Raw genomic sequence first — 20,635 nt, forward strand, 5'->3', positions numbered from 1 at the left:
CCATAAATGATACTGAAATGGCATGCGAAATGGCGAAATCCCGTTAGGAAGGGTGTGCGGAGCGGGCTTTTTGCCCGGTCAAGCACGCTGACGCCACGGGGTGAAGTCATTTCCATGTCCTTCGGATTTGACCGGCTTGCTCCTCCTCGGCGTTGCGAAAGGCTTGAAAATGAGGGACATTTCCTGCGCTTCCGCGCCTTGACGAGAAGCAAGCCGCCTCAAACCATTCCGGCCTCATTTGTGGGTCCATCACCTAGCGCGTCAAGTCCTATTCGAGACGGCCACTTGCATGCGCCAGCATCGTATAGACCTTGCCGGTATCCGAGGTGAGATAGGTCTGACCCAGCATGTTGTCGCGGTCATTGCGTGAGACCTGGGCAAGCAGCTGTTCAAAGTCGGACACGTATCTTTCAACGGCGGTGCGGAACTCCGGATCGCGTGCATATTTTTGACGGATTTCGTCAAAAGTCTGCTGACCCTGAAGCGTGTAGAGCCGCCGGGTGAAGACGTTCCGTTCGCCGCCCCGGTAGCGGTTCCACAGATCGATGAAAGTCTCGTGGTCGATCGCACGGGCGATGTCGACTGAAAGCGAATTGAGACTTTCCACGGTCTGCAGGGGTGTCCGCGCCATGCTCGTGTCGGCACTTGCATCCTCGTCACGCGACGCTCTGCGCAACAGATCGGCAACCCAGCCCTTGCCGGCAGGGTTTCCGCCTTGCTGCGGTGCCGGTTGCTGAGGCCGCATTTCAGCGGGACGCTGCTGTGCAGGACGCGGATCTGCAGCCGGTGCTTGGCGCTGGGGCGCCAGGGGTTCCGGCGCGTAGTTTTGAGGAGAGGGGGCTGCGGGCTGCGGTGCCGGGGCACTTGCCGCAGCGGCCTGGGCCTGCGGACGTGAAATGTCGAGAGTGTTGGACTGCTTGGCCACAATCTCCGACAGCTCCGTCAGTGCCCGGATCTGCTCGTTCACGACCTTTCGCAGAGCCGCAGAGGATTCCTCTGCTTCATCCGGCAGGTTGAGAACGCCCTGTTTCAGCTCGTTGCGTGTCGCTTCCAGCTCGCGGTGTACATCCCGGGCGACATCGCGCATACGGCCCGCTGCATCGTTGAAGCGGTCCGAGGCATCGCTGACCGTCTTGGTCATTTCCGAAATGATGTCATCCTGTGCCGAACGAATGGCATCGCGGGCCTTCTGGCCTTCCATGCCTGCAGTCAGACGCATCGATTCGAACTGTTCCGCAACCTGCTTGGACGCGGCCTCCGCGGCGGCTCCGAGCATGCTCGCTGCTTCGCGCGCCTTGTCGTCGGCCGACTCGAGCGTGTCGGACAGATTCTGCGAGAAGGACCGCATCAGCGTATCGACCGCTTCCGTCTTCGCAAGGAGCGTATCGGCAACTTCCTCGATCGCCGTGCGGCGTTCGGAGACCTTGCCCTCGACGGACTTGTTGGTGTCTTCCAGGTGACGCGCAGCACGTGTCAGTTCTTCCGACTGGTCGCCGAAGCGATGTGTCAGGTTCTGGACGTCCGCAAGCGTTGTCTGCGTAACATCGCGAAGGTTGGACACCTGCTCGTTGATGAGCGACGTGGTCTGGTTGGTCTCCTGGACCGCCCGGTCGACCGCAGACCGGAATTCTCCGGCCCTGCGGGCGAGATTGCCCTCGACCTCTGTGAGGTTTTCACCCGCCGTCGTGACGATGCCCTGAAGGTTGGTGTTGGATTCCTCGACCTTGTTGAGGATTTCCGTAACGTCCGCTTCCAGTCGCTGCTTCGTGTCGCTCAGAAGTGCGGAGGCCCGTTCACTGCGGTCGTTGATGCTTGCAATGATCCGGTCTCCCGCTTCGACCAGATTACGAGTCGCATCAAGGCCGGTATGGGCGAACGTTTCAGCAACGTCGCGGCCCTTGACCGTGATGGCGTCGAGAATTGCACCGTGGACTTCCGAAAGACGCCCGGTCAGGTCGTTGGCGCGGGCCTCGATCGCATTGATGAGGTCGTTGCCGTCGGTGCCCACGATACGGGCGAGTTCCCCGCTGCGCTCACCGAAGGCCTCGTTGAGCGACGTTGCTTTTTCCATCAGCTCGTTGGCAACATCGTTGCCGCGTCCGACGAGCAGCTCGGCTGCTTCCGAAACCGCGCTGTTGACGCGGGCCCGGACCATGCCGGCTTCGCTCGACATCTGGCCGCGGATATCTTCCAGCGTCTTGGTGAGTGTCGCCCGCGCCTGCTCGCTTTCAGCTGACAGGTTCCCTGAGATTTCCGCAATGACCTTGGCAAGATCTCCGCGGATTTTCTCGCTTTCACCTGAGAGCGATCCGGTGAACTCGGCAAGTGTTCCTGCATAGAGCGTTCTTGCCTTTTCGCTTTCGGCGGCCATGGCGCGTGCCGCATCGGCCACCGCGGACAGGACCAGCTCGCGGATCTTGGTGCTTTCACCGGACATGGCCCCGGTCGCCTGATGCATGGCGTTGCTGACCACATCTGCGGCCTTCTGGCTTTCGCCAACCAGCACTCCACGGGCTTCGCCCACGGAGCCGAGAACGATCTGACGCATGCGATCGCTTTCGCCGGCCAGCTTCTCGGTTGCCTGGGTAAGGGCAGTGTCGACGACTTCTACTGTCTTGGTGCGCTCGTCGGAGAGCGACGCCGCGGCTGCGGTGACCGCCTCCTGCACGGTGTCGCGAAGACGGGTGCTTTCCGTCGACAGCGTTGCACCTGCTTCGGAAATGACCGTCGTCAGAATATCGCGTGCGCGCTCGCTTTCTCCGGTGAGCGTTCCGGAGATGCTCTCCAGGCGCTCATTGAGAAGTGTTTCCAGCTGTGTTGCGCGGCTGTCGAGCGTTTCGGCAACCTCGAACACTTTCGCGCCGAGCGAGACGTTGATTTCGGCAATGCGCTCCGACAGGGACTCGGTGAGTTGTTCGCTCTGTTTTCCGAGCACATCACCGGCTTCCGACAGACGGTTGTCGAGTGCATTGGTCATTTCGTCCTGACCTTCGACAAAGGCCTTGGCGATTTCCTTCGTTCTCGAAATGAGCGTTTCGGAGATCTGGCGTGCGCGCGCATCGAGGGTTTCATCGATGCGGTCGGTGCCGCTGGTCATGGAGGCGGACAGAAGCTCGGCCTTCTCTGCCATGGAGGCTGCCGCGCCGTCGACGCGCTCAGACAGCGTGTCGCCAATTTCCGTTGCGCGTTCCGCGAGGGTGTTGCCCGCTGTTTCAATACGCTGGCCGAGTTGCAGCGTGATGGCATCAGAGCGGTCCGCAAGGACATCCGTGATGTTCCGGGTTTTTTCTTCCAGCGCGTCGCTGATACCGTTGGTGCGGTTCTCGATCGCGTCCGAAAGGATCTGGGTGCGCGCTTCGAGTGTTGCCTCGAAGGAGGCTGTCCGCTGGTCCAGGGTCAGATCAAGCGTGCTGATGTGGTTGCCGAGAGACGAGTCCATCGTCGTGATACGTTCGCTGATCGACCGGTCCATGGAGGAGAGGCGGTTTTCAAGGGCCGCGTCCATGGTGGTGACGCGTGCGCCGAGCGAGGCGTCCATCGTGTTGAAGCGGCTCTCCAAAGTGGTGTCCATGAAGGAGATCTTTTCTCCCAGGGACATATCGATGGAAGAAAACCGCTGCTCGAGAGACGCATCGAGGGTGCTGATGCGGTCGGTGAGCGTTGCATCCATCGACGTGAACCTGTGTTCAAGCGATGTGTCCATGGTGCCGATGCGGTTGGCAAGTGTCGCGTCAATCGCGTTGTAGCGCTGCTCAAGCGACGCATCCATGGTGCTGATGCGATGGGTAAGCGTCGCATCCATGTTGGTGAACTTCTGCTCGAGCGCGTTGTCCATCGACGAGAACTTCTCTTCGAGCGACGAGTCCATGGAGCCGATGCGGTTGGTGAGGGTCGCATCAATTGCGTTGTAGCGCTGCTCGAGCGAGCTATCCATTGTGGCGATGCGATTGCCAAGCGCGGAGTCCAGGGAGGCGATCCGCTCGCCGAGAGACGCATCAAGTGCCGTGCCGCGTTCGCCGATCGAAGCATCGATTGCGGCGGCGCGCTCGGTGAGGGTGGTGTCGAACGCGGCAAGCCGGTTCCCCAGCGTGGCTTCAATCGACGCCGTATGGTTGCCAAGGGAGGTGTCGAGCCTCGTGGTGCGTTCGCTGAGCACGGCTTCGACGGCTGCGAGACGATCGGTCAGCGATGTATCGATCGCGGCCGCATGATTGCTCAGCGATGCTTCCAGCGTCGCAGCGTGACCGCCTACGGCGGCATCGAGTGTTGCAGCGTGGCTGCCGATCGCGGAGTCAATCGCCGAGATCCGGTTGCCGAGCGAGGCATCCATTGTGTCGATGCGCGATGCGAAGGTTGCGTCAAGCGTGGACAGACGGGAATCCATCGCTTCGGAGAGAAGCAGGGTTTTCGTACCGAAGGCTTCGATCAGCTGGCCACCGCGTTCGCCAACGATCTCTTCGAGTTCGGACAGACGTGCAGACAGGCCTTCGTTCAGGGCACCGCCGCGCAATTCCAGCGTTTCGGCAATCTGGCCAGTGACCTGGTTGATATCGTTTGCCACGCGGTCGCCGCGGGTTCCGATAAGTTCGGCAAGTTGCGTCCCGGTTTCGGCAAGCGTCTGGGTGAGAGTACCGGTCTGTTCTCCCAGGCCGGCAGCGAACTGGCTGGAAACACTTTGCAGCGTGTCCCTGAAACCGACGGTCTGCTGTTCCAGCATCGTCGCCATTTCGTTGCTGCGGGCCGTGAGCCGTTCGTCCAGCTCGGTTCCGTTGATGGAAATTGCCGTGTAGATACGCTTCGAGATGCTGTCCAGCTTGTCGGCGAGCTCGCCGCCGCGGACAGATATGGTCTGGGTGAGGGAGCCTGCGGTCTCGTCCAGCTTCGCGGCGATTTCGCCACCACGAAGGGACAGGTCAACCACAATGCTCTCGCCGGTTCCGCGAAGGATTTCAGCAACTTCTGTCGAGCGGCCCGAGAGAGTCTCAACGATTTCCGCGCCGCGGATCGATATCGTATCAGTGACTGCCTGACCGCGTTCCGAGATGCTCTCGACAACGCGCGATCCCGTTTCCGCGAGAGACTCGTCCAGGTTGGTCACACGTGTATCGACTGTCGTCACAAGCTCTTCGGTTCTGGACGTGATCGTGTCGATCAGGCGGCCAGACGTGAGCGACAGGTTGGCATTGATTTCCTCACCGCGCTGCGTGATGACATCGCCAACCGTGATCCCGGTGTTTTCCAGCGTTGCGCGGAATTCGTCCGCCTTGTTGCTGAGGGTTGCGACAACCGACGTACTGGAGGATGCCAGGGTTTCGTTGATTTCCGTTCCCCGTTCTGTCAGCGTTTCTACGAACGTATTCGCCGTTTCCGCAAAACGTTCGTTCACCTGATTGCCGCGCGCGGACAGGGTTTCCCACATGGTGGCGCCGGTTTCCGACAGGTTGTCGACAAGCTCGTGGCCGGTCAGGGAGAGGCGCGAAACGTAATCCTCGGCTCGCACCGTGAGGTTGTCGACCAGTTCGTTGCCAGATGCGTTGAGGGTTGCTCCCAGGGACTCGATCCGGCTGTCTACGGTTGAGGTCAGTTCTTCGACGCGGCTGTTGACCGCGTCGATCATGCGCTGCGATGCCTGATCGACGGTTTCGCCGAGGTTATTGGACGTGCCGGAGAGTTGAGAGGAGAATTTCTCATGGGCACCGGCAATCGTTTCGCGCACGCGCTCGGCGTTAATGACGATCGACTCGCGCTGACTGACAAGTTCCTCAATCAGTGCGCGGATCTTGAGTTCGTTATCGTTATAGGAACGTTCAAGCGATGAAACTTCATTGTGCACAAGCACTTCGAGCTCACTCGCGCGTGCAATGGCACGCTCGATGCCGTCACCCATCGCAGCGACTTCACGCCGGATCGCCTGACCGACGCTCAGAATGGACTCCTTAGCCATGTCTTCCGGTTCGGCGAGGCGCAGGGCGACTTCGGTCATGCCACGCGCGACGATGCGCATTTCCTGCGCGCGCCAGATCATCATGGCCATGACGAAGAAGAAGATGATCGGGACGAGAATTCCAACAGCGGCGAGGATAATGTCAGGCGAGGACAACAGGGCCTGCGTGTCGAGTGTCGCGACCTGATCGGAAAACGTGGAGAAGAAGAGGCTGCCGCCAAGCGCCGCCCAGACCGCGCTCAATGCCAATGCACCCCAGAATGGTGCGGAAGAGGGCCGGCGCTGCAGGGCGTAGATCAGGTTGCCGATACTGCGGCGATCATCATTGGCAGCCGGCGGACGTCCGCCTCGGCCGCGCCGCCGCGGCGCGCGCTGCTCTTCGCGCGCGGGCTCGGTCGAAGCGGGCGGTTTGGGCTGTTTTTCGGGATCCGTTTCCGCTGCCGCACTTGCTTCCGGGGCCGCGTCATCAAAATTGAATGTCGCGTCCGGGCCGCCAAAATCGAGCTTCAGGGCTTCTTCAACTGCTGACAGGGCCGCTTCCGCAGGATCCTTGGCCTTTGTCGGATTTGCCATTTATGGTCGCCTCACGTCCGTACTCATTACATGCCGGGAATACTCGCCAGTTGCTTATTGCAACTGTTCCCAAGTCTATCTGATGCGTCGCTCCGCGTCTGCCATTGGACACACGACAAAGCGAAGCTGCTTGTTCTAAGGAGGGCCGCCGCTGACCAACCGCCTTTATTTCGCCAGACGGTCTGCTCCCCATCTTGCCGCATCACCAACTGTAATGGCACAATCTCTCCGATCGAACAAGAAACTGTAATTGCGTGAATCACTTAGGGGGCGGTTTCGATGCCGAAATCGAAGAAAGACAGTGTGCCGGAAGAGGGGGGGTCAGGGACTTCTCCAACTGCACTCAGGCTCGGAAATCTGACCGCCGTTCAAAAGCGCTGGCTGCAAAAAGGGCTCGAGCAACCAGGTGGCAAGTTGCCCCTGTTCGATGAAAACGGACGCGGAATCCCGGCGCGAACGATCAGAGCGTGTATCGATGCAGGATGGGCAGAGCCTTGGTTTTCCAACCCAATCAAGCCCGACTGGCTTGTTTGCCGGCTGACCCCTGCCGCATTTGAACTTCTCAATTCAAGTCGAATTCGCAAAAAAAGTTAACGGCTGATCCAGCTCACCAGGGCAATGCGGATTTAACAAACGGCGGAAAGGCAACGATTTTTTTCCACACGGCTTTAATCGCGGATTTTGCGCCGTTAACCAAACTTTCAGTTTTTTGGGGACATTCGGCCGAGTCGGGTGTTTGCGGGCGGTATTTAACCGGGTGTTTGGGTGTTGAGCGCACACTTTTGTGCAGTCCAAGCCGCCGGCGAGGTGTCGTGTGGCACGAGTATAGTAATTTGGAGCCCGACATGGCCCCTTCTTCGATGGCCCGCGTCAGCGGCCGTTGTGGTCCGGAAGCGCCGATCGATCTGGTGCAACTGGCGACCAACACCCTGGGAAACCGGGATCTTGAAGTTCAGGTCCTTCATCTCTTCAGATCCCAGTCGTCATCAACCCTTGAACGTCTCGCGAAAGAGACCGACACCAGTGTGCGGCTGGATCTGGTGCACACGCTGAAGGGATCTGCGCGTGCGATCGGTGCGGGCCGTGTCGCGGATGTGTGCGAGAATCTCGAAGGCCGCATGAAACAGACCCCGGACCCGGCGACCGAAGGCCTTATCGCAGCGGTTGACGAAGCCAATACATATATCAGGGATCTTCTGGCAGGCTGATCCGATGCCGGTTTTCAGCTCGTTTGCGAGCGGAATACGTCATCGTCCTTGACCTTTGCGGTGGAAGCTTTATTTCGGTTCAGCTGAAACCCGCAATTCGAGGCTTGGACGCGACTGATGCCGAAAATCACTTTTATCACCGCCGATGGAAACCAGACCGAGATCGATGCCGCCGAAGGCACGACGGTGATGGAGAACGCCATCAAGAACATGGTCCAGGGCATCGAAGCCGAATGCGGCGGTGCCTGTGCCTGCGCCACATGTCATGTCTATGTCGATGACGCCTGGACCGGCAAGACCGGATCCGCCGAACCGATGGAAGAGGACATGCTCGACTTTGCCTATGACGTGAAGCCGACGTCGCGCCTGTCCTGCCAGATCAAGGTGACTTCGGATCTGGATGGCCTCATCGTACATGTGCCGGAGCGCCAGGCATAACGCGGCAACACTGACAGAATCGAAAAGCCCGCCGGAAACCGGCGGGCTTTTTTGTTTTCACGATGGTTACTCGGCTGCCTGCGGTGCCGGTTTGCGAAACCAGAAATCGACCTCCCGGCCATCCTCGGGGTTGCTCGGTATGAGAGAGGCGAGCACGAGGCTGACGGCAGCCATGGCTGCTCCCGCCAGGAAGACGGCTGCCGGCGAGATAAGCCAGACGAAGCCGAACAGCACCGGAATGAAAACGGCTGCAATATGATTGATCGTGAAGGCGACACCCGCGGTCGGTGCGATGTCCTTCGGATCGGCGATTTTCTGAAAGTAGGTTTTCATGGCGATTGCCACCGCGAAGAAGGCATGATCGATCACGTAGAGGCTGGCTGCAATCCAGGGACTGGAGACGAACGCATAGGCCACGAATACGCCGATCAGGCCGATATACTCCAGGATCAGGGCCTTGCGTTCACCGAACCGCACGATCAAGTGGCCGATCTTCGGCGCCAGGATCATGCTGAAAACGCCGTTGATCAGGAACAGCCCCGCGATTTCATGAACGTCATATCCGAAGCGTTCGACCATGAGAAACCCGGCGAAGACCATGAAAATCTGGCGCCGTGCTCCACCCATGAATGTGAGAGCGTAGTAGAGCCAGTAGCGCTTGCGCAGGATCAGCTTCTTGTGCTGCGGCACGCTTTCCTTGAAATGGGGGTAGGCCATCATCAGGAAGGCCAGGACGACCAGTGTCAGGCCACCGGCGATCGCGAAGACAAACGTGAAGGAGAGGTCGAACGTCTTCCAGGCGACGAAGATAAGACCGTAGGCGATCAACTGGGCGAATGCGCCGACTGCAATGATCTTGCCCATGCTGGCTGCCGCCGTTGCCTTCGGCAGCCACTGAAGCGACAGCGACTGGGCCATGGTCTCGTAGTAGTGAAACCCGATCGACATGATCAGGGTGGTCACGTAAAAGCCCAACGCCGTCGGAAAGTACCCGGTCACCGCCACGCCGACGCCAAGGAGCAGAAGCGAAACATAGGCAAGGGTCTGCTCGCGCATGACGAGCAGCAGGTAAACCGCCAGAAAGCTTAGAAAACCGGGAATCTCACGGATCGACTGCTGGATGCCGATCTCGCGGCCAGAGAAATCAAGTTCCTGAACAGCGAAGTTGTTCATGAGATTCCACCATGCAGCAAAAGACAGCTGCATGGCACCGGCCATGATCATCAAGAGGACCGCCGGTGACCGCCAGCCGGTTACTTCGTTCGTATGTGCGCTTTGGGTAAAGTAGCTCATTCGGATTCCATAAAATCAGGACGTTTCTCGACAGCGCCGTGCAGATAGCTTCTATTCCCGATTTGGACTTGCGTGTTAGCGCTGTTTTGTCATGATATATCTCCGAGTTGCCAGAATTTGCCTGTCCGGTCCGATATCGACCGCCTTTCCCAGAGGCTGACACATGTCCATTCATCCCGAGTTGTCCGAGTTTCCGACACACGAAGTCGCTGCGCCTCTCATCGGATATGCAAAGGCGCAGCCGCGCGGCGCCCTGAACGAGTGGCACGCCCACGATGCCGCCCAGCTTTTCCACGTGGTGAAGGGATCGCTTGCGATCGACACCGAGCACGGGACGTTTTTCGCCCCTCCCGAAAGAGCTGTCTGGCTGCCGCCGAGGGTCGCGCACCAGACGCGCTATCTGACCGACACCGATCTCAGGTACGTCTATGTCCAGATGGAGCACACGCACGATCTTCCGCAAACCCCGCAGGTCATCCAGGTCACCAACCTGTTGCGGGCGCTGATCCTGGAGTTCATGTCATATCCGCGAGCGGAAACGGAAGAAGGTCCGGCGGCACGCATTGCGGCGGTCGTTCTGGACCAGCTCAAGATGCTGCCGGCTGCCCCACTGCAGCTGCCGATGCCGCAGGACAGCAGGCTGAGAACGCTTTGTGAGGCCATTGTCAGATGTCCCGCGCACATTCCTTCGCTTGAAGAGGCAGCGCGCCGCTGTACGGTTTCAGTGCGCTCTTTCGAAAGGCGCATGAAGGCCGAAACCGGCCTGAGTTTTAGGACATGGTGCCGGCAGGTGAAGCTGTTCCGGGCGCTGGAGCTTCTGGCCTCCGGTCGCACGGTCTCCGACGTTTCGCACAAGCTTGGCTATGAAGGGCCAAGCGCCTTCGTGGCAACGTTCAAGAAGGCGTTCGGCGTGACGCCGGGCCGATATTTTGCAAGCGTTGAGACCGATTGATCTGCCTCATGGCGTTGCGGCCCGGATGACCCGAGACTCTCTTCAAAACAGTCTTGGAGAAACGCCATGTTTGAGAAAATCCTCGTTCCCGTCGATCCTGCAGAGCCGGGCTTTGCAAAAGACGCACTTTCGAAGGCGGGCCAACTGGCACGCGACTACGGGTCCAAAATCCTCCTCATGGCCGTCTGCCCGGAGGTTCAGAGTTTTGTTGCCAGTCAGTTGCCTGAAGGCTGGCAGAAGCGGGCGACAAGTGAGACTGCCGTCATCCTGGACAAGATCGGTGCGGACCTCAATTTGCCGGACGGAACCGTCGACAGTGTCGTGCGCATGGGCAGCGTCTATCACGAGGTGATTGATGAAGCGGAGCAAGCCGGCTGCGATCTCGTTCTCATGAGTTCGCACAAACCGGGCCTCAGCACCTATTTCATCGGGTCCAATGCCGCTCACATCGTCCGGCACGCACCCTGTTCCGTCATGGTCCTGCGCAGTTGACCGTTTCCCGGTCTCAAGGCCGGCGTGTCAGAAGCATTGCGACCGCAAGGTAGCGGAACGGGTAAAGATCGGGCGCTTCTTTCAGGATCGCCTCCGCCCGGGCATAAATCCGCTCAACCAGTCCGTTTCTTTCGGGAGTGTCGGGCAGGGCGTTCGTCAGTACCGCCTCGGTGAACGCCCGGAAAAAGTGCACATAGGCGGCCACGTAGGCGTCGAGATCGCCGTCTTTCCTGTATTGCTCGACGAAGGGAACGGTGATTTCGTAATCCCGGGCCTGGTTGAGGTCGAAAAGCCCGGCTGATTTGCATCCCGTCTCAAGAACGGGTCCGGTCAGTTCCTCCAGCCGCCGCATATAGACCGGCTGGTAGTAGCGGGCATAGGTTTCCCGATCAATTTCCCCGGTCTGGACAAATTCAAGAACGGCATCGTTCAAGAGGTCATAGAGCCCGTCGCTGGTCCGCGCGTCTGCGGTCGCGCCGAAAACCTGAACCAAAAGCTGGCCACCCGGCACGAGTTCACGTGCCCGTACCTCCAGGAAATCCTCGACGTCACGCCTGGCCTGTGCGCTGAAGGCGGCTTTTTCGTCCTCCGTGACAAAGCCGTTGCCCCGTACTGCGCTCGGCCCGTTCGGGAGGATATACCCCGGCAGTGTCGCCACCGGACGCCTGGACAAGAACCCTATGGCGTTGAAGGTTGTCGCCAAATGGACACTTCGGTCCGGCCGCAACTGGTCATACATGGACCCGCCGACGGCCGACGAAAACACCCGATCGCTGCCGAAAACCGACTGACCATGCGGGCGCAGGTTCAAAAACAGGGTGCCAAAGTCATTTGTCGGCAGGTCGGAATGGACCGTTTGCACCGGCAGTTCCGTTCGGGGGAGGGCCGTCCGGAGTGCTCTTTCCATGACGGCCACCGAATTGCGGCCTTCCGAACAGCCGTAGTCGGCAAACGTTATAACGCCTTCGTCCTGAAGCGGAAATTGCGCCGCCGCGCTGTCGAGAATTGGCAAAACCGCTTCAATGGCGTTCCACTGGGTCCGCGAGTTGGCATCGTAATAACCGTGCCCGGTCATGCCCGTCGTCGTGGCATGGCTGTCCGGATCGATCTTCGCGGTTTCCGGCGATTTGCCGCCGGCGCTTTCGCTGCTCATTTCGCGCACCTTCCAAAAGCCGTCATCGCGCCAGTTCCTTCATCGCCTCAGTCAGACCCTCGACCGTCATTGGGAACATGCGGCCTTCCATCAGTTCGTTCAGCATCTTGATGGAATGCGTGTAATGCCAGTGTTCCTCGCGCACGGGATTGAGCCAGACTGCGCTCCTGTAAAGCCCCGTGACACGCTGCATCCAGACGGTCCCTGCTTCTTCGTTCCAGTGCTCCACCGATCCGCCTGCATAGGCTATTTCGTAAGGGCTCATCGACGCATCACCCACGAAGATGATCTTGTAGTCGGCAGGGTATTTGTGGAGCACATCCATCGTGTCGATGCGTTCGGTATGACGGCGGCGGTTTTCCTTCCACACATATTCGTAAAGGCAGTTGTGGAAGTAGAAATGCTCCATCACCTTGAATTCGGATCTCGCTGCCGAAAACAGTTCCTCGCACACCCGAATGTGGTCATCCATCGATCCGCCGATGTCGAAAAAGAGCAGCACCTTCACCGCGTTGTGCCGCTCGGGCCGCATCTTGATGTCAAGCAGGCCCTTGTGCGCAGTCGAGCGGATCGTGTCATCGAGATCCAGTTCCTCCGCGGCGCCCGTGCGGGCAAAGTTTCTGAGCCGTTTGAGCGCAACCTGAATGTTCCGCGTTCCCAGAAGCTGGGTGTCGTCGAGATCCTTGAAATTCCTTTTGTCCCAGACCTTGACCGCGCGCCGGTGGCGGCTTTCCTTCTGCCCGATGCGCACGCCTTCCGGATTGTAGCCGTAAGCGCCGAACGGGGACGTGCCGGCGGTTCCGATCCACTTGTTGCCGCCCTGGTGGCGTTTTTCCTGTTCCTTGAGGCGTTCTCGCAGCGTTTCCATGAGCTTTTCAAAGCCGCCGAGCGCCTCAATCTGAGACTTTTCCTCTTCGCTCAGATGCTTCTCGGCCAGCTTGCGCAGCCATTCCTCGGGAATGTCGGTGACCGGAACGTCGCTCATCAAGTCCAGTCCCTTGAAGACGTGGCCGAACACCCGGTCGAACTTGTCCAGGTTGCTTTCGTCCTTCACCAGCGTCAGCCGGGCGAGGTAATAGAAATCCTCGACGCTGCGCTCGGCCAGATCCTTGTCCAGCGCGTCCATGAGCGTCAGGTATTCGCGCAGCGAGACCGGTATGCCGGCGGATTTCAGTTCGGAAAAGAAGCTGATGAACATGAACTGAGCCTAGGGTACGGACCTATAAATGCAGTCAATTTGGTTTGGATCGTTTTGACCAGCTGCGAGAAGCGAAAGCGCAGGAAATGTGGTTCATTTTCTAGCCTTTCGCGACGTGGCAGATGGCCAAAACGGCCAAATCAGAAAGACGGCAAAACGGCGGCACCTCGCAGCGTCACCGCGCTTGACCGGGCAAAAAGCCCGCTCCGCACACGCTTCCTCCCGAGATTTTGCCATTTCTGCCGCCAAATCGGCTTCATTTATGGGGCCGTACCCTAGTGAGCGATCGCGATCGTGTCGAGACGCGAACGCCAGTTCGCTTACAGTTCCGTCATTTTGCCTCGCTGGCTTCCTTCTCGGCCTTTTCAGACGAGGCAATCAATTCGCCCATGAAGTCCTTCACGTTCGGGCCGTTGCTGTCGATGAACGGGGCAGGACGGCAGACAGAAATGGCAGCGATGCCGATCCGGGCCGTCAAGAGACCGTTGATCACACCTTCACCGAGCCGGGCTGACAGACGCGCAGCCAGGCCATGCCCGAGGAGTTCAGACGCGAGACTGTCTCCGGCGGCCATGCCGCCTGTCACCGCCAGGTGCGCCAGAACATGTTTTGCAAGGCGCAGAAAGCCGAGCGTCCCGGGCCTGCCGCCGTAAAGGGTCGACAGGCGGCGGATGATCCTCAAGTTCTCGAAGAGGACAACGAGAAGGTCGACCAGAGCACGTGGGCTGACCGCCGTGATTACGGACACCCGTTTGGCGCTGTTCATGACGATCTTGCGGGCTTCCTGGTCGAGCGGTGACAGGAGATCCCGCTCGGCAAGCTTTACGAGATCGCGCCCGTCGATCACTTCGCGCATGTGTCCTGCGAGTGCCTTGCGGCCCTGTGCCGTTGCCGGACGGTCCCGGTAGAGGTCGAGCAGGTCCTTCAGTCCGGCGGATGCGCGCCTCGCGTCATCTTCTTCCGCGGCGATCTGCAGGTTTTCGCGCAAGTCATCGATCTTGCCGAGCCGCATGAGGCCCGCCAGTTCGCGCAGCACGAGACCCAGCAATCCGAGGGCCGCGACCGCGGCGAGGCCGACGCCCAACCAGCCGAGCCAGTCGGTCCGTGCAAAGAGATCCCGGATCAGGCTGTCGACCGCGAGGCCTATCGCCAGTGACACCAGGCCGGCGAGACCGGCCATGAGCCACTTTCCGAAGCCGAAACCCGGCTTCGGGGTGCTGGCGTCGCGCGGCAGCCTGATGTCTTCGTCCTCGAGCGCCGACCGGGCGATAACGGCTTCATCTGCAGCAGGCACCCTCAGGTCGTCATCCGACAGGTGCACCTTGCTGTCGTCAAGGCGGAAGGCCGTGGGTTTGCGCGTTGTTGTCGGCTCAGATCCACTCATGCGAGGCGATCTCCAATCAGGAATTCAAGGGCCCGGTCCAGACGGATATGGGGCAGGGACAGGGTCAGACCTTCCGCGGTGGTGTCGAGCTTCGGTGGCCGGAACCTCAAGAACTGCAGGTTCGACTTTCCTTTCCGGATCTTGGGTCCGGTTGCTTCAGAAACCGATTCATCTTTGCGAAAAAGTGATTCAGGGTTCTTCGGCAAGTCACCGGGAAACATGGCGATTTCGGTGTTGCCATCATAGCTTTCGCCGTTCATGCGTTCGCCCGGCAGGGGTGTTCCCAGGATTGCGGGAAGCTCTTCGCCGCGGTGTTTCACGGTGGCCTCCCGGGTCGCACGGACCGCTGCCATGGCAAGAACGTCCACCTCGGCGCCCCTGAAACGGGCGCGTTCCTCGGCGCGGGTGACAAGCCGTTTCAGGATCGCCTCCAGACGGTCGTGGTCGGCGCTGTGAAGATGATCCGCCTTGGTCGCCGCGAACAGGATCCTGTCGATGCGTCGTGCGAGAATGGAGGAAAGCCAGCTGCGTCTTCCGGGCCTGAAGGCTCCAAGGACCTCACTCAAGGCGATTTCCAGGTCAGCAATCGCGTGTGGTCCGGCATTGAGCGCATGCAGCACGTCAACCAGCACGATCTGCCGGTCAAGCCGGGCGAAATGCTCGCGGAAGAACGGGCGGACGACGTGGTTCTTGTAGGATTCGTACCTGCGCTCCATCATCGCACGCAGCGTGCCGGACCGCGCGGGGCCCGCATCGGCCGTGATATCCAGGGGGGCGAAGGTCAGGGCAGGGGAGCCGTCGAGGTCACCTGGCATCAGGAACCGTCCGGGTGGCAGCATAGACAGGGCGTGGGCGTCCGCACGGCATTCGGCAAGATACGTTTTGAAATGCGCGGCGAGTTCCTGCGCGGCCTGTTCGTTTTCGCTGTCGTCGGGATCGGTCCCGCCCAGCACCTTGAGGAACGGGTCCGCAATTGTCGCCCGGTTCTGCGCGCGCGCGCGCCGGAGGGCTTCGGCGGAGAACGCGGCGAAATCCTTTCCGAGCAAGGGCAGGTCGAGCAGCCATTCGCCGGGATAGTCGATCAGGTCCACATGGAGCCGTCCCGGGCCGAGTTTCCGGTAGACAAATGAGGCGCTTTCATAATCGATCGTCAGGCGCAGTTCGGAAACCTGCCGGGTCGAGTCCGGCCAGATCCGCTCGTTGACGAGCGCATTCACGTGGGCCTCGTAGTCGAAACGGGGGACTGCATCGTCGGGCTGCGGCTGAAGGCGCGCCGACGTCATCCTGCGCCCGGCCGAGGCACTGAACAGCGGCAGGCGGCCGCCGTGAACGAGATTGTGCACCAGCGCCGTCAGGAAGACGGTCTTCCCCGAGCGGGCAAGACCGGTCACGCCCAGCCTGAGGCTCGGCACCGTCAGTCCCGTGGCGGCATCTGCCAGGTTCGCAAGCGTCAGCCGCGTTTCTTCCGTCAGCGAAGTCAATGTGTTCACAAGCACCTCCAGGGCGTTCATGTAGGCGAGCGGCATGAGGAGTGCAAATACGGATGGAGGAGCTGGATAACCTGGACACGTTTGAAACGCCGGCAATCCCGAGTTTCAACAAGCGCAATTCAAGCGATTGGCACCGCTCACAAAGATCGGGCGGCCCAACGGGGCATCTGTGTTCCGTCGGGCGGCCCTATGGGGTTATTCGAAACGCGGACCTTGCCCTACAAGATCTCGTCGGTGAAGCCGAACGTGTCGCTGAGCGGGGAGAGGTCGAGGGAGACCCGCTGGGTGACTTCGAGGCTGCCGAGACGGGCGTTCTTGGCGAAATCGGCGATCCCGAGCGTCGTTTCACCGCCATAAACCACGTAGCTGGAGCCCTTGAGCGCTTCGGAGCCATAATAGCCGTAGTAACCGGCAACCGAGAAATCGGCAAAGCCGTCTCCGTTGGTATCTCCAAGGGACTTGATGTCACCGAAGGCGTCATCCGAGAGGCCGAATTCCTTCAGATTCAGGCTCTGCAGCGCGGCGTCGGGTCCGCCGAAGACCAGGAATGTCTCTCCGGGCATGTTCGAGCCGTAGTAGCCGCATGTGACGGTAAAGTCTCCAATGCCGTCCCCATTGACATCACCCAGCGCGGTCGCACCGTGGAGGGCTTCGTCCGTGCCGACAAAGGCGTTGAGGTTCGAGACCTCGGTTTCGCCTTGGGGGTTGCCGAAGATCACGAGCACGTCCTCGACCTGCTGCCCGTAATAATTGCCGTAGTAGTTGCCGTAGTAATTCCCATAGTAGCCGGCGATGCCGACGCCGACATCGGCGAAGCCGTCACCGTTGATGTCCCCGAGTTCGTAGACATCGATTGCCGTTTTCTCCGGTCCGGTCAGCTCGCCGAGGCTGATCGGCGGACTGTCATCACCGAGGAACAAAAAGACATCCCTGAAATCGGAGCCGTAGTAACCGTAATAGCCGTAGTAGTTGGCCACCACTCCGACAAAATCGGAAACTCCGTCGCCGTTGATGTCGCCCACGGCCTCCGCACTCACGAACTGGCCATCGGTATCAGCCAGCCGGTTCAGGCTCTGCCTTTCGTCGAACCCGCCCTGGCCGTTGCCGAACAGGATGACGACGTCTTCCGTCACCTGGCCGTAGTAGGAAACCTCGTCCGGGTCCTGGCCGTAATACCCGTAATAACCGTAGTAATTTCCAACGGTTGCCGCGACATCCGCGAAGCCGTCTCCGTTGACATCACCAAGCGCGCTGACGTCCAGAACGTTGCCGGAAAACCCGAGCGCTCCGACGCTGACCGGGTCGAGCGACTTGCCGCCGAAGATGATGTAGGTGTCGTCGATTGCCTTGCCGTAGTAGCTGGCGTTCGCGCCACGGCCGTAATAGAAGCCGACGCTCGCGGCCAGATCGTCGATGCCGTCTCCGTTGACGTCGCCGATGGATTTCAGGCCGATAACGTTGCCGTCGATCCCGTCGAGGCTGCTCAGGCTGGTTGCCTTCTGCCGGCCACCGCCGAAAGTGATGTAAACGTCATCGACGAGGTCGCCATAATAACCGACAACGCCGCCGTCCGGACCGCCGAGGCCATAGAAGCCGCCGCCGCCGGCAAGCGTGGCGAAATCGTCGATGCCGTCGCCGTTGATGTCGCCGAGGGCTACCGTTTCAATGATCGGTCCCTTGATGCCGGTCGTGCGCCCGAGATCACGCACCTTCGGCCCGTCGTCGCCGCTCAGGATAACCAGGTTCTTCTCGATTTCCCGGTTCCAGCCATAGCTCCGCCCGAAGAAACCCTTGAAGCTGTATTCGATGTTTCTGGATAGTGCGAGGGAGTAGTCGGTGATCCCGTCGCCGTTGATGTCACCGAGCGCAATCAGCTCGACATCGGCATCGGTCAGCTCCTTTTCCAGGCGCCGGTAAAACCACTTCCAAAAGAAACCGCACCCATCAAAATCTTGATAATTATGGGCTTTTCTAAATCCTCGTCCCATGAAAAATCCCCCTTGAAATCAATTCGGGAAGAAAACATCACTAATGAATGACGTAACGTTAACATGCTTTGTCAATTTCACCAATCAGAGCACATACATGATCGTTTCTTCAGCGTTTCAAGCGAGGGAAACAATCTGTTCGGCAGCGCGTTGACCGGTTCGCCAGGCTTCCTGTGGGGGCCACTTTCGTGCGAAGGCGGCTGTCGCCTGGGCAACCTGCTCGGAGGAGCGAACCAGATCGATGGCATGAAGGAGCTGTTCGGGCTTGGAATTGCCGATCAGCCCCAGCCCGAGATTGCTGCTGGAAAAGGCGTGCGCCATCATGGTTTGTTCCGTGTGGTTCGGAAGGCCGATCTGGGGCACGCCGTGCAGGGCGAAATTCGTCGCGATGTTGGAGGAGGCGTGACTGATGCCGAGATCGCAACGGGAGAGCAGGGGCTCGACATTGACCGGACCCGTGAAGAGACGCAGCGTGGTGTTCTTCAATCGCTCCGGCAGCGCTGCGGGCGCAGCGGGCGCGGCCAGGATCGTGTCCGTGGTCGCAGGCAACGAAGCCAGCGCCCTGATGGCAGTCTCGAATCTGGGATTGTCGGGGCGCAGGTAGGCGAAAATGCGATAGTCAGCGTCCGCCCGCCAGGAAGCATCATTGCCGAACGGGATTCCGGCGATCGGTCCAAGGTAAGGGGTATGGTCCGGCTCGATGGCGGCACGGTCGCCATAGTGTTCGAGTTCAGGCACCGTCACCAGCAGATAGCGATCTGCGTCCAAAATGTCGCGAAAGTTGTTCAGCTCCGCGTGGCCTCTTCTGGAAAGCGCCGCGCTGGCATTCGACACGATCAGGGCCTCGCGGCGCAGCAGTTCGTCCCGGTCGCACGGCTCCCAATGCAGGAAGTGCGGCATGGGCGTCGCCCTTGGCGGCAGATCGTAACCGCCGCCGATCACGACGCGCGGAATGCCGAGAGCGCGCGCCGCAAGGAGGGCGGTTGGCGCCGCCTGGGTGACTAGAATGTCTGTGCGCAGTTCCCGGATCAGAACCTCCCAGCATTCAAGATAGGCCGTGAGGACGCCGGCGTCGTGCCAGCCGATAAAGCGCAGGACATCGGGATAACTCAGCCCGACGGCTTCTTTTTTGGAGACCTTGATATCCGGTGCGAACGGAGCGGCCGTCACCTTGACGCGCGGATCGGTGATCAGGGTGCGAAAGGAAACCGGGTCGCGCACGGCTGCGATGATCTCCCAGTCTTGCGGCAACCAGGGCAGCAGCTGTGAGATTTTCGCGGCATGTCCGTAGTTCGCGCCGACTTCCCAGCACATCAGGATCCGCTTTCGAGCCGTCATCGGTTTCGCCCGTTGTGGGTGTCAATGTCGAACGGAGCGGGCCGGATGACAAAACGCAGATCCGGCTGCACGAACCCGTGGATCATGGGACGGCTCACGCCGTGCAGGATCGCAACGTCGTAGAGTTCGCTGACAACGCCGTCAAAGACGAGCCGGTGCTCGATGTTTCCCGATGTCAGGTTGACGATGGCGACATGGCACAACGGATCCAGGTTTGCGTCCGCGAGCCTGTCAGACAGCGCCAGTCCACCGAAGTGGCGTTCATCTCTCGGTTTCGATACTCCGATGATCGCGTAATCGCCCACGAAACCGAGCCCTCTGGCGAACCCCTGCAATGCGCAGATCGGTGTGAAGCTCCCGTCCTTGAGGTCGACAGTCCCGAACTCACCGGTCCCGGACTGGATGAGATAACAGCGGCCCTCACGCAGGCGGGGGGAGTGCGGCATGGAAAATCCACCGGCGACCGTTTCTCCACTCTCCACGTCGATGACGATACCGCCGCCGCGCCTGTGTTCTCTCCATTCTCCGCCGGAATTGGTCGCGGCCACACAGGTCACCAGCCTGGGCTTGTCATCTTCCACGGCCATGCCGTTCAGGTGACAGCGGTCTTCGGCGACCACGGCGTCGATGAACTTTGGCATCCACACCGGCGCAAAGCTGTTTTCAGCGTCCAGCGTGGCGATACAGTTGAACCGGGACACGACAAAAAGGGGTGGCTGGCCGGGCCGTGGGTGAATGTCGTGAATGTCGACCTCGCCGACCGTGCGTCCCTCAATCGGCACATATATCGCGTCGTAGGGTTTCATGACCGGTTCCCTGGACAGAAAATCCTCGAAGCGCCACAACTGAAACTGGGATGCCAGCCACAACTGGTTTGCAGCCGGTGAGGCGGCAAGCCCCATGGCTCTGGCGAATGTCCGCTCGAAAACGGATATCCGGCCGGTCTCGGTATTGTTGCCGATCAGGAAGATCTTGGCCGCCTGGTAGGTGGATACTGCAAGAGACACATTCTGGCTTTCCAGCCAGGAAGACAAGCCGGGCGAGGCTTCCAGCTTCAGCTGTCCCGTTTCGCTCTGCATGACGCGCACCCTCTCGAAATACTCGGGCTACTCCAGGCTCTTCGCCTGATTTCGGGGCAATCCTTGGTGGTTCTGAAAATGACGATCCGTATCTTCAAGCAGCTC

General features: G+C 59.9%; 14 protein-coding genes. 5 read left to right on the forward strand and 9 right to left on the reverse strand.

What is annotated here, in order from left to right:
- Positions 1 to 268: 268 nt before the first annotated feature.
- The gene (locus RDA78_RS17770) at positions 269 to 6,517 is read right to left on the reverse strand and encodes an antitoxin (RefSeq protein WP_434051148.1); all 6,249 of its coding nucleotides are present in this window, start codon (positions 6,515 to 6,517) and stop codon (positions 269 to 271) included.
- A gap of 279 nt (positions 6,518 to 6,796) precedes the next feature.
- On the opposite strand from RDA78_RS17770, the gene RDA78_RS17775 reads away from it, so the two are divergent.
- The 3 genes from RDA78_RS17775 (at position 6,797) to RDA78_RS17785 (ending at position 8,163) form a co-directional block, all read left to right on the forward strand.
- Complete coding sequence (locus tag RDA78_RS17775; protein WP_434051149.1) at positions 6,797 to 7,111, forward strand: hypothetical protein; 315 nt, start codon at positions 6,797 to 6,799, stop codon at positions 7,109 to 7,111.
- Positions 7,112 to 7,362: 251 nt separating this feature from the next.
- Complete coding sequence (locus tag RDA78_RS17780; RefSeq protein ID WP_434051150.1) at positions 7,363 to 7,725, forward strand: Hpt domain-containing protein; 363 nt, start codon at positions 7,363 to 7,365, stop codon at positions 7,723 to 7,725.
- A 117-nt stretch (positions 7,726 to 7,842) separates the two neighbouring features.
- A complete protein-coding gene (locus RDA78_RS17785; RefSeq protein WP_434051151.1) occupies positions 7,843 to 8,163 on the forward strand; it encodes a 2Fe-2S iron-sulfur cluster-binding protein in 321 nt (106 codons plus the stop codon).
- Positions 8,164 to 8,229: 66 nt separating this feature from the next.
- Here the strand turns inward: RDA78_RS17785 and RDA78_RS17790 are convergent, their stop codons facing one another.
- Positions 8,230 to 9,456 (reverse strand): MFS transporter, encoded by a 1,227-nt coding sequence (locus tag RDA78_RS17790; protein ID WP_434051152.1) that lies wholly within the window; start codon positions 9,454 to 9,456, stop codon positions 8,230 to 8,232.
- A 163-nt stretch (positions 9,457 to 9,619) separates the two neighbouring features.
- On the opposite strand from RDA78_RS17790, the gene RDA78_RS17795 reads away from it, so the two are divergent.
- Positions 9,620 to 10,408 carry an AraC family transcriptional regulator gene (locus RDA78_RS17795; protein WP_434051153.1) on the forward strand — a complete coding sequence of 263 codons (789 nt, stop codon included), beginning with the start codon at positions 9,620 to 9,622 and terminating at the stop codon, positions 10,406 to 10,408.
- 66 nt (positions 10,409 to 10,474) lie between these two features.
- Positions 10,475 to 10,900: a universal stress protein gene (locus tag RDA78_RS17800; RefSeq protein WP_434051154.1), complete on the forward strand. Its 426-nt coding sequence runs from the start codon at positions 10,475 to 10,477 to the stop codon at positions 10,898 to 10,900.
- A gap of 13 nt (positions 10,901 to 10,913) precedes the next feature.
- Here the strand turns inward: RDA78_RS17800 and RDA78_RS17805 are convergent, their stop codons facing one another.
- From RDA78_RS17805 to RDA78_RS17835, 7 genes are all read right to left on the reverse strand, one after another.
- Entirely contained in the window at positions 10,914 to 12,053 is a 1,140-nt protein-coding gene (locus tag RDA78_RS17805) for a hypothetical protein (RefSeq protein ID WP_434051155.1), read from the reverse strand.
- A gap of 22 nt (positions 12,054 to 12,075) precedes the next feature.
- Positions 12,076 to 13,251 (reverse strand): vWA domain-containing protein, encoded by a 1,176-nt coding sequence (locus tag RDA78_RS17810; RefSeq protein WP_434051156.1) that lies wholly within the window; start codon positions 13,249 to 13,251, stop codon positions 12,076 to 12,078.
- 331 nt (positions 13,252 to 13,582) lie between these two features.
- Complete coding sequence (locus tag RDA78_RS17815; RefSeq protein ID WP_434051157.1) at positions 13,583 to 14,635, reverse strand: YcjF family protein; 1,053 nt, start codon at positions 14,633 to 14,635, stop codon at positions 13,583 to 13,585.
- Positions 14,632 to 16,125: a YcjX family protein gene (locus RDA78_RS17820; protein ID WP_434051158.1), complete on the reverse strand. Its 1,494-nt coding sequence runs from the start codon at positions 16,123 to 16,125 to the stop codon at positions 14,632 to 14,634. Before RDA78_RS17820 ends, RDA78_RS17815 begins: the two co-directional genes overlap by 4 nt.
- Before the next feature lie 218 nt (positions 16,126 to 16,343).
- Positions 16,344 to 18,113 carry a hypothetical protein gene (locus RDA78_RS17825; RefSeq protein WP_434051159.1) on the reverse strand — a complete coding sequence of 590 codons (1,770 nt, stop codon included), beginning with the start codon at positions 18,111 to 18,113 and terminating at the stop codon, positions 16,344 to 16,346.
- A 117-nt stretch (positions 18,114 to 18,230) separates the two neighbouring features.
- Complete coding sequence (locus RDA78_RS17830; protein WP_434051160.1) at positions 18,231 to 19,451, reverse strand: glycosyltransferase; 1,221 nt, start codon at positions 19,449 to 19,451, stop codon at positions 18,231 to 18,233.
- Positions 19,448 to 20,530, reverse strand: a complete 1,083-nt coding sequence (locus tag RDA78_RS17835; protein WP_434051161.1) for a TIGR03032 family protein — start codon at positions 20,528 to 20,530, stop codon at positions 19,448 to 19,450. Before RDA78_RS17835 ends, RDA78_RS17830 begins: the two co-directional genes overlap by 4 nt.
- Between the last annotated feature and the right edge of the window lie 105 nt (positions 20,531 to 20,635).

This window comes from Roseibium sp. (assembly GCF_051016195.1).
Taxonomy (GTDB): domain Bacteria; phylum Pseudomonadota; class Alphaproteobacteria; order Rhizobiales; family Stappiaceae; genus Roseibium.

Coding starts and splice junctions, on each gene's coding strand:
- RDA78_RS17830 (WP_434051160.1), bottom strand. CDS start 19,451: ATGACGGCTCGAAAGCGGATCCTGATGTGCTGGGAAGTCGGCGCGAAC.
- RDA78_RS17825 (WP_434051159.1), bottom strand. CDS start 18,113: ATGGGACGAGGATTTAGAAAAGCCCATAATTATCAAGATTTTGATGGG.
- RDA78_RS17795 (WP_434051153.1), top strand. CDS start 9,620: ATGTCCATTCATCCCGAGTTGTCCGAGTTTCCGACACACGAAGTCGCT.
- RDA78_RS17790 (WP_434051152.1), bottom strand. CDS start 9,456: ATGAGCTACTTTACCCAAAGCGCACATACGAACGAAGTAACCGGCTGG.
- RDA78_RS17810 (WP_434051156.1), bottom strand. CDS start 13,251: ATGTTCATCAGCTTCTTTTCCGAACTGAAATCCGCCGGCATACCGGTC.
- RDA78_RS17770 (WP_434051148.1), bottom strand. CDS start 6,517: ATGGCAAATCCGACAAAGGCCAAGGATCCTGCGGAAGCGGCCCTGTCA.
- RDA78_RS17805 (WP_434051155.1), bottom strand. CDS start 12,053: ATGAGCAGCGAAAGCGCCGGCGGCAAATCGCCGGAAACCGCGAAGATC.
- RDA78_RS17775 (WP_434051149.1), top strand. CDS start 6,797: ATGCCGAAATCGAAGAAAGACAGTGTGCCGGAAGAGGGGGGGTCAGGG.
- RDA78_RS17815 (WP_434051157.1), bottom strand. CDS start 14,635: ATGAGTGGATCTGAGCCGACAACAACGCGCAAACCCACGGCCTTCCGC.
- RDA78_RS17835 (WP_434051161.1), bottom strand. CDS start 20,530: ATGCAGAGCGAAACGGGACAGCTGAAGCTGGAAGCCTCGCCCGGCTTG.
- RDA78_RS17800 (WP_434051154.1), top strand. CDS start 10,475: ATGTTTGAGAAAATCCTCGTTCCCGTCGATCCTGCAGAGCCGGGCTTT.
- RDA78_RS17785 (WP_434051151.1), top strand. CDS start 7,843: ATGCCGAAAATCACTTTTATCACCGCCGATGGAAACCAGACCGAGATC.
- RDA78_RS17780 (WP_434051150.1), top strand. CDS start 7,363: ATGGCCCCTTCTTCGATGGCCCGCGTCAGCGGCCGTTGTGGTCCGGAA.